Source organism: Microbacterium sp. EG9 (assembly GCF_059759475.1).
The window spans coordinates 1,322,055-1,336,092 of the sequence record NZ_CM186217.1; the positions used below are offsets into that span (position 1 = coordinate 1,322,055).

At 69.8% G+C, this 14,038-nt stretch carries 12 protein-coding genes; 6 read left to right on the forward strand and 6 right to left on the reverse strand.

Features of this window, described 5'->3' with window-relative positions; genetic code table 11:
- Positions 1-5: 5 nt before the first annotated feature.
- The 3 genes from AC6CQV_RS06185 to AC6CQV_RS06195 form a co-directional block, all read right to left on the reverse strand.
- Complete coding sequence (locus AC6CQV_RS06185; RefSeq protein ID WP_498260530.1) at positions 6-707, reverse strand: coenzyme F420-0:L-glutamate ligase; 702 nt, start codon at positions 705-707, stop codon at positions 6-8.
- Positions 704-2,044, reverse strand: coding sequence for an RNA polymerase sigma factor (locus tag AC6CQV_RS06190; protein ID WP_101306349.1), 1,341 nt, complete (start codon positions 2,042-2,044; stop codon positions 704-706). The genes AC6CQV_RS06185 and AC6CQV_RS06190 overlap by 4 nt, the downstream gene beginning before the upstream one ends.
- Before the next feature lie 206 nt (positions 2,045-2,250).
- A complete protein-coding gene (locus tag AC6CQV_RS06195; protein ID WP_498260531.1) occupies positions 2,251-3,234 on the reverse strand; it encodes a proteasome assembly chaperone family protein in 984 nt (327 codons plus the stop codon).
- Between the two features lie 131 nt (positions 3,235-3,365).
- On the opposite strand from AC6CQV_RS06195, the gene AC6CQV_RS06200 reads away from it, so the two are divergent.
- The 3 genes from AC6CQV_RS06200 (at position 3,366) to sucB (ending at position 8,056) form a co-directional block, all read left to right on the forward strand.
- A complete protein-coding gene (locus tag AC6CQV_RS06200; protein WP_498260532.1) occupies positions 3,366-4,835 on the forward strand; it encodes a leucyl aminopeptidase in 1,470 nt (489 codons plus the stop codon).
- Complete coding sequence (lpdA, locus tag AC6CQV_RS06205; protein WP_498260533.1) at positions 4,832-6,211, forward strand: dihydrolipoyl dehydrogenase; 1,380 nt, start codon at positions 4,832-4,834, stop codon at positions 6,209-6,211. The genes AC6CQV_RS06200 and lpdA overlap by 4 nt, the downstream gene beginning before the upstream one ends.
- A 105-nt stretch (positions 6,212-6,316) precedes the next feature.
- Positions 6,317-8,056 carry a 2-oxoglutarate dehydrogenase, E2 component, dihydrolipoamide succinyltransferase gene (gene sucB, locus AC6CQV_RS06210; protein ID WP_498260534.1) on the forward strand — a complete coding sequence of 580 codons (1,740 nt, stop codon included), beginning with the start codon at positions 6,317-6,319 and terminating at the stop codon, positions 8,054-8,056.
- Between the two features lie 29 nt (positions 8,057-8,085).
- Here the strand turns inward: sucB and AC6CQV_RS06215 are convergent, their stop codons facing one another.
- Positions 8,086-9,477, reverse strand: coding sequence for a hypothetical protein (locus tag AC6CQV_RS06215; protein WP_498260535.1), 1,392 nt, complete (start codon positions 9,475-9,477; stop codon positions 8,086-8,088).
- A 148-nt stretch (positions 9,478-9,625) separates the two neighbouring features.
- On the opposite strand from AC6CQV_RS06215, the gene AC6CQV_RS06220 reads away from it, so the two are divergent.
- A complete protein-coding gene (locus AC6CQV_RS06220) occupies positions 9,626-10,336 on the forward strand; it encodes a DUF4191 domain-containing protein (protein ID WP_060958907.1) in 711 nt (236 codons plus the stop codon).
- A 3-nt stretch (positions 10,337-10,339) separates the two neighbouring features.
- Here AC6CQV_RS06220 and AC6CQV_RS06225 read toward each other — a convergent pair whose 3' ends face one another.
- Positions 10,340-10,789, reverse strand: a complete 450-nt coding sequence (locus tag AC6CQV_RS06225; protein WP_060958908.1) for an RDD family protein — start codon at positions 10,787-10,789, stop codon at positions 10,340-10,342.
- Between the two features lie 131 nt (positions 10,790-10,920).
- Here AC6CQV_RS06225 and glnA point away from each other — a divergent pair, with 131 nt between their 5' ends.
- Positions 10,921-12,345 carry a type I glutamate--ammonia ligase gene (glnA, locus tag AC6CQV_RS06230; RefSeq protein WP_060958909.1) on the forward strand — a complete coding sequence of 475 codons (1,425 nt, stop codon included), beginning with the start codon at positions 10,921-10,923 and terminating at the stop codon, positions 12,343-12,345.
- Between the two features lie 208 nt (positions 12,346-12,553).
- On the opposite strand, the gene AC6CQV_RS06235 is transcribed toward glnA, so the two are convergent.
- Complete coding sequence (locus AC6CQV_RS06235) at positions 12,554-13,321, reverse strand: M23 family metallopeptidase (protein ID WP_498260536.1); 768 nt, start codon at positions 13,319-13,321, stop codon at positions 12,554-12,556.
- Between the two features lie 330 nt (positions 13,322-13,651).
- Here AC6CQV_RS06235 and AC6CQV_RS06240 point away from each other — a divergent pair, with 330 nt between their 5' ends.
- Positions 13,652-13,984, forward strand: coding sequence for a YbjQ family protein (locus AC6CQV_RS06240; RefSeq protein ID WP_060958910.1), 333 nt, complete (start codon positions 13,652-13,654; stop codon positions 13,982-13,984).
- Positions 13,985-14,038 lie beyond the last annotated feature (54 nt).

Here is a 14,038-nt window from a genome sequence, read left to right on the forward strand (position 1 = left end):
GGGGCTCAGACGGTGCGGATGATTCCCAGCGGAGTCGACTCGTGGCCTTGCCCGAGCGGGTTGTCGGCCAGGATGCGCACGAGCCGGCGCTCCCCCGCCTTGTCGAGCGTCGAGCCGAGGATGTTGCCGCCGATGTCGTTGATGTCGACGACGGCGACCTCCACCTGCCCGCCGAGGAGCGTCCGCAGTCGCGTCGCGACCTCGGCCGGCTTGGTCGGTCCGAGCACGACCGCACGGTTGTAGGGCGGGATCGTGCCGTTCGTGGGCCCGTCGATCGCGCGCGCCTTGTCACCGGCGATGCGGTAGAAGTCGCCCCGTCGCCCGAACAGCTTCGTGACGGCGCTCACCGCGGCCGCGAACAGGATGCGCACGGTGCCGCATTCGCGCAGCGCCATCTCCATGGTCTCGGGCATGCCGAGGCCGATGCCGTACGAGGTCTTGGTGACGTACTTCGAGAGGAAGCGCGCGAGGGCACGCGGCTGGATCTCGTCGAGGGTGTAGGAGCGGCCCTGCGTGATCGCGACGATCTTCTCGGTCACGAAGAGGAGGTCCCCCGCCGTCACCTCGGCCGCGGCGTACTCCGTCACGAACGCGTCCAGGTCGTCGCCGGGCATGACGACGCGCGTGCGGATGGGGATCCGCGCGAACGTCGTCCCCTCGACGGTGACGGTGAGCACCTTGCCGTCGTTGGGAACGTCGGCGCTCATTCGAGATAGTCCCGCAGCGACTGCGACCGCGACGGGTGGCGGAGCTTGGCCATCGTCTTCGACTCGATCTGGCGGATGCGCTCGCGGGTGACCCCGAACGTGTCGCCGATCTGGTCGAGCGTCTTCGGCTGCCCGTCGCCGAGACCGAAGCGCATGCGGATCACGCCCGCCTCGCGCTCGCTCAGCGAGTCGAGCAGCGACTCGAGCTGACGCTGCAGCATCGTGAATCCGACGGCATCCGCGGGCACGACGGCCTCGGTGTCCTCGATCAGGTCACCGAACTCGCTGTCGCCGTCCTCGCCGAGCGGGGTGTGCAGCGAGATCGGCTCGCGGCCGTACTTCTGCACCTCGATGACCTTCTCGGGGGTCATGTCGAGCTCGCGCGACAGCTCCTCGGGCGTGGGCTCGCGTCCCAGATCCTGGAGCATCTGGCGCTGCACGCGGGCGAGCTTGTTGATGACCTCGACCATGTGCACGGGGATGCGGATGGTGCGCGCCTGGTCCGCCATGGCGCGGGTGATGGCCTGGCGGATCCACCACGTCGCGTACGTCGAGAACTTGAAGCCCTTGGTGTAGTCGAACTTCTCGACCGCGCGGATGAGACCGAGGTTGCCCTCCTGGATCAGATCCAGGAACTGCATGCCGCGGCCCGTGTAGCGCTTGGCCAGCGAGACGACGAGGCGCAGGTTGGCGCCGAGCAGGTGGCTCTTGGCGCGCTGTCCGTCGCGGGCGACCCACTGGAGGTCGAGGCCGAGCTGGCTCGACTTCTCGGCGGCCGACATGTGCGACAGCTTCTCCTCGGCGAACAGACCCGCCTCGATGCGCATCGCGAGCTCGACCTCTTCGGCCGCGTTCAGCAGCGGCACCTTGCCGATCTGCTTCAGGTAGTCCTTGACCGGGTCGGCGGTCGCGCCGGTGATCTGCGTCGAGTAGACCGGGACATCGTCCTCGTCGCTCGACGAGATGACGATCGCGCCGGTCGGCAGCGGCTCGGAGAAGGCCGGCTTGGTCGCGCCGTCCTCTTCCTCGTCGTCGTCCTCGCCGTCGCCCTTCTTGGCGGCCGCGGCCGCGGGAGCGTCTTCCGCGTCGTCGTCCGTCGCCTCGTCGGCGGTGTCGTCGATGTCGGCCTCATCGAGCTCGACGTCGTCGTCCAGCTCCTCGTCGTCGTCCGACGTGGCCTTCTTCGCAGCCGTCTTGGGGGCGGCCTTCGCCTTCGCCGGCGCCTTGGCAGGAGCCTTCTTGGCCGCCGGCTTCTTCGTGGCCTGTTCCGTGGTGGACTCCGTGGCTTCCTCCTCCTCGACCTTGCGGGAGCGGGTGGTCTTCGTGCCTGAGGTCACGTCTTGCCTTTCACCGACGGGAGCGCCGGGTTTTCGGACAGGAGTAAGACCCTTGTCAAGTCCGCAGCCGTTTCCAGGGGAAACGGCCTTCGGTCGACAACGGGTCAGGGATCCATTGTCGCATACATCATCGGATCCACCGTGCGCAACAGTCGATCAGGATCCCCACAGCATCCACAACGTCGTGGGACGGGCGGGCATTCCCCTCAGCGCCGGCCGCGCCGGTCGTCGCCGCGCCATTCGTCGCCCTTGCGGTCCTCGCCGCGGCGGTCGTCGTCGCGGCGGTGGTCATCGGTGCGACGATCGGCGAGGAAGCGCTCGAGCTCGGCGGCGAGCTCATCGGCGCTGGGCAGATCTCCGGTGTGGATGATCGGCTGGCCCAGGTTGGAGCCGGCCATGTAGGAGTCGTACCGCTCCTCGAGAGTGCGCAGCATCGCGGTCAGCTCGGGATTGCCCTCGACCTGGTCGTCGACCTTCGAGACGTACTCCCGGTTCTCCTCGCGCACGCCGTCCGCGTCGAAGACGAGGCCCGTCGCGACCGACAGGCTGTCGAGACCGGCCAATGCCGCGGCGGGATAGTCGGTGTCGGCGAGGTAGTGCGGCACGAGGAGAACGAACCCCGAGACGGAGGCGCCGCTCTGCGCGAAGCGGTGCTCGAGCAGATGTCCCACGGTCGCCGGCACCTGCGTGTGCGGCTGCCACACGGAGTGCGCCTGCGTCAGATCGCTGCGGGTCCCGCTGACGGTCGTTCCGATGGGGCGCGTGTGGGGCACCGGCATCGGGATGGCGTGGACCCAGGTCACCGAGGACACCTGAAGGCCCTCGGCGAGCCCGATGACCGTCTCCGCGAACGACTCCCAGGCGAAATCGGGCTCGTACCCGGCGAGGAGCACGAACGGCTGGCCGATCGCGTCGTGCGCGAGCGACAACTCCAGCCGCGGAGGGCGGTAGTCCGAGAGATGGTCGGCGTCGAAGGTGATCGTGGGGCGCCGCGCACGGTAGTCGAGGAGCACGTCGGCCGAGAAGGTCACCAGCGGCGCCGGATCCAGGTCCTCGCGGAAGATGTCGACCATCTGCGAGATCGCACCGCCGGCATCCGTGAATCCGGTCAGCACGATCACCATCGGGATGCCCGCGGGCACGGGTGGGGCCGACGCGACGCGCTCGTAGAGGGGACCGCTCAAGGGCATGGTTCCACTGTACGAGCCCCCGCCGCGTGCGGCGCCGCGTGCCGCTGACAGCGAACACGACCCGCGGGCGGCGCGCCGGTGGGGGGCGGGCGCACGCCACCGCGGCGAACGGCAAACCTAGGATGGAGGTCATGGCGTTTCCCGAGCTGTCGTACACCACCGACCCTCTGCGCGGGATCGAGGCGGATGCCCTCGTCCTGGCCCTGCCGCCTCTCGAGGAGGTCGCCGACGAGCTGGGGCACTGGCCCGGCCTGTCCGACGCTCTCGAGGCGGTCGGCTTCACGGGCGCTGCGGGCGGGGCGATCCGCGTCGCGGTGGCCGACTCCACCCGTCTCCCCCTGATCGTCGTCGGAACAGGTTCGCGCCCCGGGGCGTCGGCGCTGCGCGACGCGGTCGGCGCCGCGATCCGCACCACGGCGGGCTTCGACACCATCGCGATCGAGGCCGTGGGCGCGGATGCCGACGGCTGGCGCGGTGCGGCGGAGGGCGCCGTCCTCGGCGGCTACCGGTTCGACGGATACAAGACCACCGCGGCGCCGGCTCGCGCCCGTCGCGTCATCCTGCGGGCGGACCACGCGCCGTCGGAGTCGGAGCTCGAACGCGTCCGCGCCGTCGGTGCGGCGGCCGCGCTGGTCAAGGACCTCGTGCACACCCCCGCCGAATGGCTCGGCCCCCAGGATGTCGCAGACGCCGCCGTGGACGTCCTGCGCGACCTCCCCGTCGAGGTCGAGGTGCTCGACGAGACGCAGCTGGCCGAGGGCGGATACGGCGGAATCCTCGGCGTGGGCCAGGGGTCGGATCGCCCCCCGCGACTCGTGCGGGTGGACTACCACCCGGCCGACGCCCTTCGGCATGTCGCGCTCGTCGGCAAGGGCATCACCTTCGACACGGGCGGCCTGTCGTTGAAGCCCGCGGCCGGCATGGTCGGCATGAAGTACGACATGTGCGGTGCGGCGACGGTGCTCGCCGTCGTACGCGCGGCGGCGCAGCTGCGGCTGCCGGTGCGCGTGTCGGCATGGCTGTGTCTCGCCGACAACATGCCCTCCGGCCGCGCGATCCGCCCCGGCGACGTGCTGCGCATCCTCGGCGGGACGACCGTCGAGGTGCTGAACACCGACGCGGAGGGGCGACTGGTGCTGGCCGACGGTCTGGTGGCGGCGAGCCGCACCCGCCCCGACGTCCTCATCGACGTCGCGACGCTGACCGGTGCGATCTCGGTCGCGCTCGGATCGCGGCACACCGGGGTCATGGGAAGCGAGGACGCGGTCGCGGAGTATCTCGAGGCCGCCGCATCCGTCGACGAGCCCGCGTGGCCGCTGCCGCTTCCCGCCCACATGGAGGAGGAGCTCGACTCCCCCATCGCCGACCTCGTCAACGCGAAGATCGGCGACCCCACCGGGGGTTCGCTGTTCGCGGGACTGTTCCTCCAGCGATTCGTCGGACGCACGTCCGATGCCGAGGACGCGCCCCGCATCCCCTGGGTGCACCTGGACATCGCCGGCAGCGGATCCACGAAATCCGCCACCGGTGCCACGGACAAAGGTCCGACCGCGGCGACCATCCGTTCGCTGCTCGCATTCGTCGAAGGAGACGCACGATGACCGAACACCGCGCCGACCTGGTGGTCCTCGGCGGAGGCTCCGCCGGCTACGCCGCCGCCCTGCGAGCGGCCGAGCTCGGCCGTTCGGTGGTGCTCGTGGAGAAGGACAAGCTCGGCGGGACCTGCCTGCACCGCGGCTGCATCCCGACGAAGGCGATCCTCCACGCGGCGGAAGTCGCCGACAGCGTGCGCGACGCCGCCCAGGTGGGCGTGCGCGCCTCGTTCGAGGGCATCGACGCGGCCGCCGTCACGGCGTTCCGCGAGGGCATCGTCGCCAAGAAGTACAAGGGTCTCGAGGGTCTCGTGAAGGCGCGCGGGATCACGGTCGTCGCCGGAGCCGGACGGCTCGCGGTGGATGCCGACGGGCCGGCGGTCGCCGTCGGCGAGGACCTCTATCGCGGCACCGACGTGCTGCTCGCGACCGGTTCCTACACGCGCACGCTCCCGGGGATCCAGATCGGCGGGCGCATCCTCTCGAGCGAGGAGGCCCTCGCCCTGACCGAGGTGCCGGCATCCGTCATCGTCCTCGGAGGCGGCGTGATCGGCGTCGAGTTCGCGAGCGCCTGGCGGTCGATGGGGGCCGAGGTCACGATCGTCGAGGCCCTCGATCACCTGGTCCCCGCGGAGGACGTCTCCTCGAGCAAGGCGCTGGAACGTGCCTTCCGCAAGCGGGGCATCACGGCACGGCTCGGGTCGCGCTTCGCGTCGGTGACGCCCACGGATGCCGCGGTCACGCTCGTTCTCGAGGACGGCAGCGAGCTGTCGGCCGAGTACCTGCTGGTCGCCGTCGGGCGCGGCCCGGCGACGGCCGACCTGGGATTCGAGGAGGCCGGCGTCGGCATCGAGCGCGGCTTCGTCGTCGTCGATGACCGCCTGCGCACGAGCGTGGCCCACGTGTGGGCGGCGGGCGACATCGTCCCCGGCCTGCAGCTGGCCCACCGCGGGTTCCAGCAGGGGATCTTCGTCGCGGAGGAGATCGCCGGGCTCTCCCCCATCGCGGTGCCCGAGCACACGATCCCGCGCGTGACCTACTCCCACCCGGAGGTCGCGTCGGTGGGCATCACGGAAGCCGCAGCGCGCGCGGCCCACGGCGACGCCGTCGTCGCGTACGAGTACAACCTCGCCGGCAACGGACGCAGCGAGATCATCGGCACGGGCGGCATCGTCAAGGTCGTGCGGGTCGCCGACGGCCCCGTCGTCGGGGTCCACCTGGTCGGGGATCGGGTCGGCGAGCTCATCACCGAGGGTCAGCTGGCCGTCGGCTGGGAGGCCCATCCCGAGGACATCGCCCCCTACATCCACGCCCATCCCACGCAGAGCGAGGCCCTCGGAGAGGCCTTCCTCGCCCTGGCGGGCAAGCCGCTGCACGCCATCTGAGCCCCATCCGCCACCCCAACCCGCGTCCGACGCCCGGGCCGCTGTGCGGTCGCAAGGGTCACTAAGCTAGTTGTCGGACATCGAACTTCTGAAGGAGACACAGTCATGAGCACATCCGTGGTCCTCCCCGCGCTCGGAGAGAGCGTCACCGAGGGAACGGTAACCCGTTGGCTCAAGAAGGTCGGTGACACGATCCAGGCCGACGAAGGGCTGCTCGAGATCTCGACCGACAAGGTCGACACGGAGATCCCCTCCCCCGTCAGCGGTGTGATCGAGGAGATCCTCGTGGCCGAGGACGAGACCGTCGAGGTCGGCGCCGTCCTGGCGAAGATCGGCGACGGCTCCGCCGCCCCGGCCTCCGACGACGCGCCCGCCGCCGCGCAGAGCGCGCCCGAGGCCGAGCCCGCGCCCGCCGTGCCCGCACAGAGCGAAGCGCCTGCCGCGCCCGCGCCGGCCGAGGCGTCCGCCGCCTCCGGCGACGCGAAGGACGTGGTCCTGCCCGAGCTGGGCGAGAGTGTCACCGAGGGCACCGTCACGCGCTGGCTGAAGCAGGTCGGCGACGACGTGGCGGTCGACGAGCCGCTGCTGGAGATCTCGACCGACAAGGTCGACACCGAGATCCCCTCGCCCGTGGCCGGCACGCTGCAGGAGATCCTCGTCTCCGAGGACGAGACGGTCGCCGTCGGCGCCACGCTCGCCCGCATCGGCTCCGGGGCGCCCGCCCCGGCCGCCGCGGCGCCCGCTCCCGAGCCTGCTGCACCGGCTGCTGCTCCCGCCCCGGCTGCTGCGCCTGCTCCGGCTGCCGCTCCCGCTCCGGCTGCTGCTCCCGCTCCGGCTGCCGCTCCCGCTCCGGCTGCTGCTCCCGCCGCGCCGGCCGCTCCTGCACCGGCTGCCGCTCCGGCTCCCGCCGCCGCGGCGACGGACGACGACGTCGCGACCTATGTGACGCCGCTGGTCCGACGCCTCGCGCAGCAGCAGGGCGTCGACCTCGCCTCCGTCGTCGGCACCGGGGTCGGTGGACGCATCCGCAAGGAGGACGTCCTCAAGGCCGCCGAGGCCGCCCAGAGCGCCCCGGCCGCGCCCGCTGCGGCTCCCGCCGCCGCGGCGCCCGCGCCTCTGGAGGTGTCGCCGCTGCGCGGCACGACGCAGCCGATGTCGCGCCTGCGCAAGGTCCTCGCCGAGCGCGCCGTCGCATCCATGCAGCAGACGGCTCAGCTGACGACCGTCGTCAAGGTCGACGTGACCAAGGTCGCGGCGTACCGGGCCGCGGTCCAGAAGGACTTCGTCGCCAAGACGGGCGGCAAGCTGTCGTTCCTGCCGTTCTTCGTGCTCGCCGCCGCCGAGGCGCTGCAGGCGTTCCCGGTCATCAACGCGACCGTCGACGGCACCGACATCGTGTACCCGGCGACCGAGAACATCTCGATCGCGGTGGACACCGAGCGCGGTCTGCTCACCCCGGTGGTGCGCGATGCGGGCGGCAAGACGCTCGCCGGCATCTCCTCGGAGATCGCCGACCTGGCGGCGCGGACGCGCGACAACAAGCTGAAGCCCGACGAGCTCGCCGGTGGCACGTTCACCGTGACGAACACGGGTTCGCGCGGCGCGCTGTTCGACACTCCGGTGGTGTTCCTTCCGCAGTCCGCGATCCTCGGTACGGGTGCGGTCGTCAAGGAGCCCGGCATCGTGAAGGTCGACGGCGTCGAGGCGATCGCGGTCCGCTCCTACGTGTACCTCGCGCTGTCCTACGACCACCGCATCATCGACGGCGCCGACGCGGCGCGCTTCCTGGGCGCGGTCAAGACGCGCCTCGAGGACGCGCAGTTCGAGAGCACGCTCGGCATCTGATTCGGGCGCCCCGCTCACTCGGGTCGTCCTCATGGCTGGTCCGCGACGTCGTACACGTCGCGGACCAGCCATTTTCCGTCGGTGCTGACGAGGACGACCACCTGCGGCGCCCGCCCGTCGGCGCTGACGCGGTAGACCGCGACGCCGCCGTACTCGTCCAGCACGTCGATGCGACGCGCGGCAGCGGCGTCGGTCGCGACCCCGACCGGCATCGAGGCGGTCGGATCTTCCAGGACGCCGTCGCACACGCCGCCGGCGACGCACGCGGCGAGCTCCGACAGCAGGCCGTCGACCTGTGCGCGCTCGTCTGCGGCGTCCACGCCCGCTCCCGCGGTCGGCGCCGCGGTCGGTGCGGCCCGCGGTGCCGTCGCCGTCGGGGAGGGCGTGCTCGCCCCCTCGGAGGCGGAGCCGCGCGCGCCCGTGGAGGTGGTGCCGATCGCCGCCGACGGCGAGTCGTCGACGGGCCATGCCACGCCGACGCCGACTACGACCAGGGCGATGGCCGCGGCCACGAGCGCCGGAGCGCGGTGACGGTGCGAGCGCCGCGCCGGCGACGCCGCGGCGCTCGGAACCGCCGGCTCACCGCCACGGGCGTGCCGACGCGGCGTCACCTGCGCGCGTCCGCGGATCTGGCGCAACCGCGAGATCGACGAGGCGGTCGCACGGATCGCCTCATGCGCACGCTCGACGAGGTGATGATCGAACAGCGCGCCGGCCCCTCCGGCGAAGCGTGCTGTGCCGGTCACGGGGCTGTCGTCCGCGATCCGCGCCGTCGCCGCGCGCCGCGGGCGCGACGTCGCGTCCTCCCGTCGCTCGTCGCCGATCAGCGATGAGGGCTCCGCCGCCGAAAACAGGGCTTGCTCCACGCGCTCGTGCCGACGCGGAGTGATCTCGTCGGCGGACACGAGCTCGATCGCCTCCGCGAGCGCGGCACCGAGTGCGCCGCGAGAGCCGCGAGAGCCGCGAGAGTCGTCGGACAGCAGTTCCAGCATCCGCACCGTCTCCTGCCGCCACGGCGCGGAGCCGTCCGCGGCCAGGACGGGGCGACCATCGGCATCCACCCACCACGATCCCATCGAGATGCCGCAGCGCAGGGCCTCCACCGCGCCGCGCAGCAGGCTGATCGCCGCGGTGACCACGGCTCCCGGCGACAGCGGCCCACCGGCGGCGATGACCGTGGCCAGGCGCTGCGCGCAGTGCGGCAGCAGCGCCACATGGCCGTCGGCGGAGCGTGCGACGTCCACCGGCGCCAGCACGTGTTCGTCGCCGCGCGCCCGCCACACGGCGTCGGGAAGCTCATCGGCGGGCACCCACACCGTCGGCGGGTCTCCGGCCCGCAGGACGCCGGGGAACGGCGATTCGTCCGCGCGCAGCGTCCGCAGCATCGGCGGCGGGGCGAGCGGAGAGGCGTCGAACGTCATGCTCCGAGCGTCGTGGAGCGGCCTGGCGCGCTGACTCCGCCGCCCCTCATCTGTGGACGATGCGGGAGATCCGACGGCTGGGGAGGAGGTGCGTGGGCAGGCGTACGCCCGCGCGTGCGGGCTGCCCCGCGACGGTAGGCTGTGTGCCATGGCATCCCGCAGTACCGCTCCCGAGAAGGGCCCCGGCTTCTTCTCCCAGCTCCGCTCCCTGTACACCTTCACGAAGGCCGAGTTCTCGTGGCTTCCGTGGGTTCTGGCGGCGGTCGTCGTCGTGGGCATCGGCATCGGCGTGCTCGTGGGCTTCCTGATCCCGCCCACCGCCATCTGGAGCATCATCCTCTGGGGGGTCACCGGTCTGCTGTTCGGTCTGCTCGGCGCCATGATCGTGCTCACGCGCCTGTCGACGCGTGCGATGTACATCAAGCTCGACGGGATGCCGGGCGCCGCCGGGCACGTGCTCTCCACCTCGCTCGGGCGCAGCTGGGTCGCCTCCGACATGCCCGTCGGCGTCAACCCCAAGACGCAGGACGCCGTCTACCGCGTCATCGGACGCGGCGGCGTGGTCATCGTCGGAGAAGGTGCCCGTGGACGCCTGACGCGGCTCGTCAACGACGAGAAGATGAAGGTACAGCGCGTGGCATCGGGAGTGCCGATCAACGTGCTCTACATCGGTCACGGCGAGGGCGACATCCCGATCTCCAAGCTCTCGGCCACGATCAAGTCGTTCCCGAAGAAGGTCGACCGCGCGACGATGGCGGCCGTCGTCAAGCGCGTGGACTCCGTCTCGCAGTCGGTGACGTCGTTGCCGATCCCCAAGGGCATCGACCCGATGCGCGCCCGCGCCCCGCGCCCGCGGTGACCGTCACCCTCTGACGAGAACGGTCCCTGCGGCCTTGTCGTGCAGTCCCCGCTGATCCGCATCCCAGATCACGGCGGGGATGACCAGCGCCAGCAGCAACGTCCGCACGAGCGGCCGCCACAGTCCCGTCCAGCCGCCGCCGACACGGATCACCCTCATGCCGAGCAGCCGGTGCCCCGGACTGCCGCCCAGGGTGGGGATGAACAGGATCTGCACCGCGAGGAAGATGATGTTCGATGCCACCGGGTTGGCGTTGCGGAAGCCGGTGACCTCGTCGATCGTCGGGAAGAACGCGTACGCGATGAGGGTCGCCGTGGCCAGATCGATCGCCAGGGCGCCGATGCGGCGCCCGATCCGGGCGATGCTTCCCGCGCCGGTCTGCGGCAGCCCGAGCCGCTCGCCGGGATAGCTGTCGTCGGAATGTCCCGTATTCTCAGTCGTACCGGCTGTCACCGGCTCAGCTTATCCGCGTCGCCGTAACATCCCCGAAACACAGGGGATACTGCCGGGCAACCGGTCCTCGATAGCGTCGAGGAGAGCCTGATCCCGTTCAGGCGTGTTTCACACCCGATCTTGGAGACTCCATGTTCAAAGATTCATCCGAGGTTCTGAAGTTCATCAAGGACGAGGACGTCAAGTTCCTCGACATCCGTTTCACGGATCTGCCTGGTGTGCAGCAGCACTTCAACATCCCTGCCTCGACCGTCGACGAGGAGTTCTTCACGGTCGGTCAGCTCTTCGACGGCTCGTCGATCCGCGGTTTCGCAAACATCCACGAGTCCGACATGCAGCTCATCCCCGATGTCTCGACCGCCTACATCGACCCGTTCCGCGAGGCGAAGACGCTCATCATGCTCTTCGACATCTACAACCCGCGCAACGGCGAGATCTACAGCAAGGACCCGCGTCAGGTCGCCAAGAAGGCGGAGAAGTACCTCGCCTCCACCGGCATCGCCGACACGGCCTTCTTCGCCCCCGAGGCGGAGTTCTACATCTTCGACGACGTGCGCTACGAGGTGAAGCAGAACGCTTCCTTCTACAGCGTCGACTCCGAAGAGGGCGCGTGGAACACCGGTCGCGCCGAAGAGGGCGGCAACCTCGCCAACAAGACGGCGTACAAGGGCGGCTACTTCCCCGTCTCCCCCGTCGACAAGACGGCCGACCTCCGCGACGACATCAGCCTGCACCTCATCGACTCGGGCCTCATCCTCGAGCGCGCTCACCACGAGGTGGGCACCGGCGGCCAGCAGGAGATCAACTACCGCTTCGACACCATGGTGCACGCGGCCGATGACATCCTGAAGTTCAAGTACATCGTCAAGAACGTCGCCGAGCAGTGGGGCAAGGTCGCGACCTTCATGCCGAAGCCGCTCTTCGGCGACAACGGCTCGGGCATGCACACGCACCAGTCGCTGTGGCTCGAGGGCAAGCCGCTCTTCTACGACGAGAAGGGCTACGGCGGCCTGTCCGACCTCGCCCGCTGGTACATCGGCGGTCTGCTGGCGCACGCGCCGGCCGTGCTCGCCTTCACCAACCCGACGCTCAACTCCTACAAGCGTCTCGTCAAGGGCTACGAGGCCCCGGTCAACCTGGTCTACTCGGCCGGCAACCGCTCGGCCGCGATCCGCATCCCGATCACGGGCAGCAACCCCAAGGCCAAGCGCATCGAGTTCCGTGCGCCCGACGCCTCGGGTAACCCGTACCTCGCGTTCGCCGCGCAGATGATGGCGGGCCTCGACGGCATCAAGAACCGCATCGAGCCGCACGAGCCGGTCGACAAGGACCTCTACGAGCTGCCGCCCGAGGAGGCCAAGAACATCCCGCAGGTGCCGAACTCGCTGCTCGACTCGCTCGAGGCGCTCCGCGCAGACCACGAGTTCCTCCTCGCCGGCGGTGTGTTCACGCCCGAGCTCATCGAGACCTGGATCGAGTACAAGATCGAGAACGAGATCAAGCCGCTCGCCGCGCGCCCGCACCCGTTCGAATACGAGCTGTACTTCGGCGTCTGACGTTCTACCGAGTGACCGCGAGGCGTGACCGCCTCCTGGTCGGCAGGTAGTCCGCAGAGAATCTGAGGCGAGAGCCCGTCCCGGCGAATGTCCGGGGCGGGCTCTCGTCGTCTTGCGCGACAGAATCAGCCCCTCACCCCGCGGAAGCGGTGGTGAGGGGCTGATGACGGATGACGGTGAGAGAATTCCTGTCGAGAACGCCCGCAGACTATTTGCTGACCTTGGACAGAATGTCCTGCAGGATGTCGTAGTTCTTCGTCACGTCGCCGCGGACGCGCGTGCGAGTTTCGACCACGCCATCGAGGATCATATCGACGGGACGCTTGTCGAGACCGTATTGCGTTCGGCCGTTCAGGAGCGCTTCGCCGAGTTGCTTCACCCAGAAGATGACCTCGTCTTGCTTCGCGATGATCGTGTTGTACTGCTCAGGGGACATTGTGTCTACCTCTCCCGCCAAGGGGGCGTTATGGATGTACGGATAGGGGTCGAGGTGATCCGCGCGGCGGCTCGAAGACCACAGTTCGAGGTGCAGATGGTTGTCCCAGTCGCCGCCGGTGCGCCCGACATTGCCCACCTGCGTGTGTAGATCGATCTGATCGCCGGTTCGGACCGTGAGGGCGCTCATATGGGCGTAGAGCGAGGTCCACCCGGATGGGTGCCGCAGGCGCACGTGATAGCCGGCCCAACTCCATTCGTCGGACGAGTCCCAGCCTGCGTAGACCACGGTGCCCCGCGCGACGGCGTACACCGGTGTCCCGCCACCGAACGGGTAGTCGATCCCTCGATGCGGACCGGGTTTCGGGGTGTACTCCGGATAGGAGCCGCCCCAACCGCGTGACGGATTGATCCGGGACGTAAACGGGTATCCCCACATTTCGCCGGCATAAGCGGGACTGATCGTCTCGCTGGCGGCGATCATCGCCCCGACGAGTCCCCCTATGGCGAGAAGAGTTCTTCGAGATAGCTCGTTCGTCATGAATCCAAGCTATCCGGTGGGCCGCCGGTGCCACATCGGGCTAAAGTCTCTACCGATATTCGGGTGAATGAGCTATTTTCCGCCAACACATTATGCACGGCGCGAGTCATGCCGAGAGACTTTCGAGAATTCTTCGAGGGCGCGCGAATTCCCTCCAGCGACGAGGAGCGCTGTCGATCGCCTCCGCGCCGCGACAGTGCGTCGGCGTCGCTTCTCGTACCCGCGGGTCTGCGTGCGAACGGGGCCGCGGCGTCCATAGGATCGACCCGGCACCATCCGTACGCCGCCTCGGCGACGGAGCATCGGGCCGATCACAGAGACGAGGTCACCATGTTCGCTGTCACCACGAACGACGTTCCGGGTTATCGCATCACCAAGGTCCTCGGCGAGGTCATGGGGCTCACGGTGCGGTCGGCCAACTTCGGCCAGAACTTCACCGCCGGCTTCCGCTCGCTCGCCGGCGGCGAGATGCCCGAGTACACGAAGGTCATCTACGAGTCGCGCTTCGAGGTGATGCAGCGGATGTGGGCCGAAGCGCAGCAGCGCGGCGGCAACGCCGTAGTGGCGATGCGGTTCGACTCGGGTGCGATCGGCAGCTTCACGGAGTTCTGCGCGTACGGCACGGCCGTGGTGGTGGAGCCGCTCGATCCGGCGCAGGCGTAGCGGCATCCGGGCACGGATGCGGGTCGTCGGCGCGTCGCGGCATCCGCATCTGGT

Coding starts and splice junctions, on each gene's coding strand:
- AC6CQV_RS06185 (WP_498260530.1), bottom strand. CDS start 707: ATGAGCGCCGACGTTCCCAACGACGGCAAGGTGCTCACCGTCACCGTC.
- AC6CQV_RS06195 (WP_498260531.1), bottom strand. CDS start 3,234: ATGCCCTTGAGCGGTCCCCTCTACGAGCGCGTCGCGTCGGCCCCACCC.
- AC6CQV_RS06200 (WP_498260532.1), top strand. CDS start 3,366: ATGGCGTTTCCCGAGCTGTCGTACACCACCGACCCTCTGCGCGGGATC.
- lpdA (WP_498260533.1), top strand. CDS start 4,832: ATGACCGAACACCGCGCCGACCTGGTGGTCCTCGGCGGAGGCTCCGCC.
- sucB (WP_498260534.1), top strand. CDS start 6,317: ATGAGCACATCCGTGGTCCTCCCCGCGCTCGGAGAGAGCGTCACCGAG.
- AC6CQV_RS06215 (WP_498260535.1), bottom strand. CDS start 9,477: ATGACGTTCGACGCCTCTCCGCTCGCCCCGCCGCCGATGCTGCGGACG.
- AC6CQV_RS06220 (WP_060958907.1), top strand. CDS start 9,626: ATGGCATCCCGCAGTACCGCTCCCGAGAAGGGCCCCGGCTTCTTCTCC.
- glnA (WP_060958909.1), top strand. CDS start 10,921: ATGTTCAAAGATTCATCCGAGGTTCTGAAGTTCATCAAGGACGAGGAC.
- AC6CQV_RS06235 (WP_498260536.1), bottom strand. CDS start 13,321: ATGACGAACGAGCTATCTCGAAGAACTCTTCTCGCCATAGGGGGACTC.
- AC6CQV_RS06240 (WP_060958910.1), top strand. CDS start 13,652: ATGTTCGCTGTCACCACGAACGACGTTCCGGGTTATCGCATCACCAAG.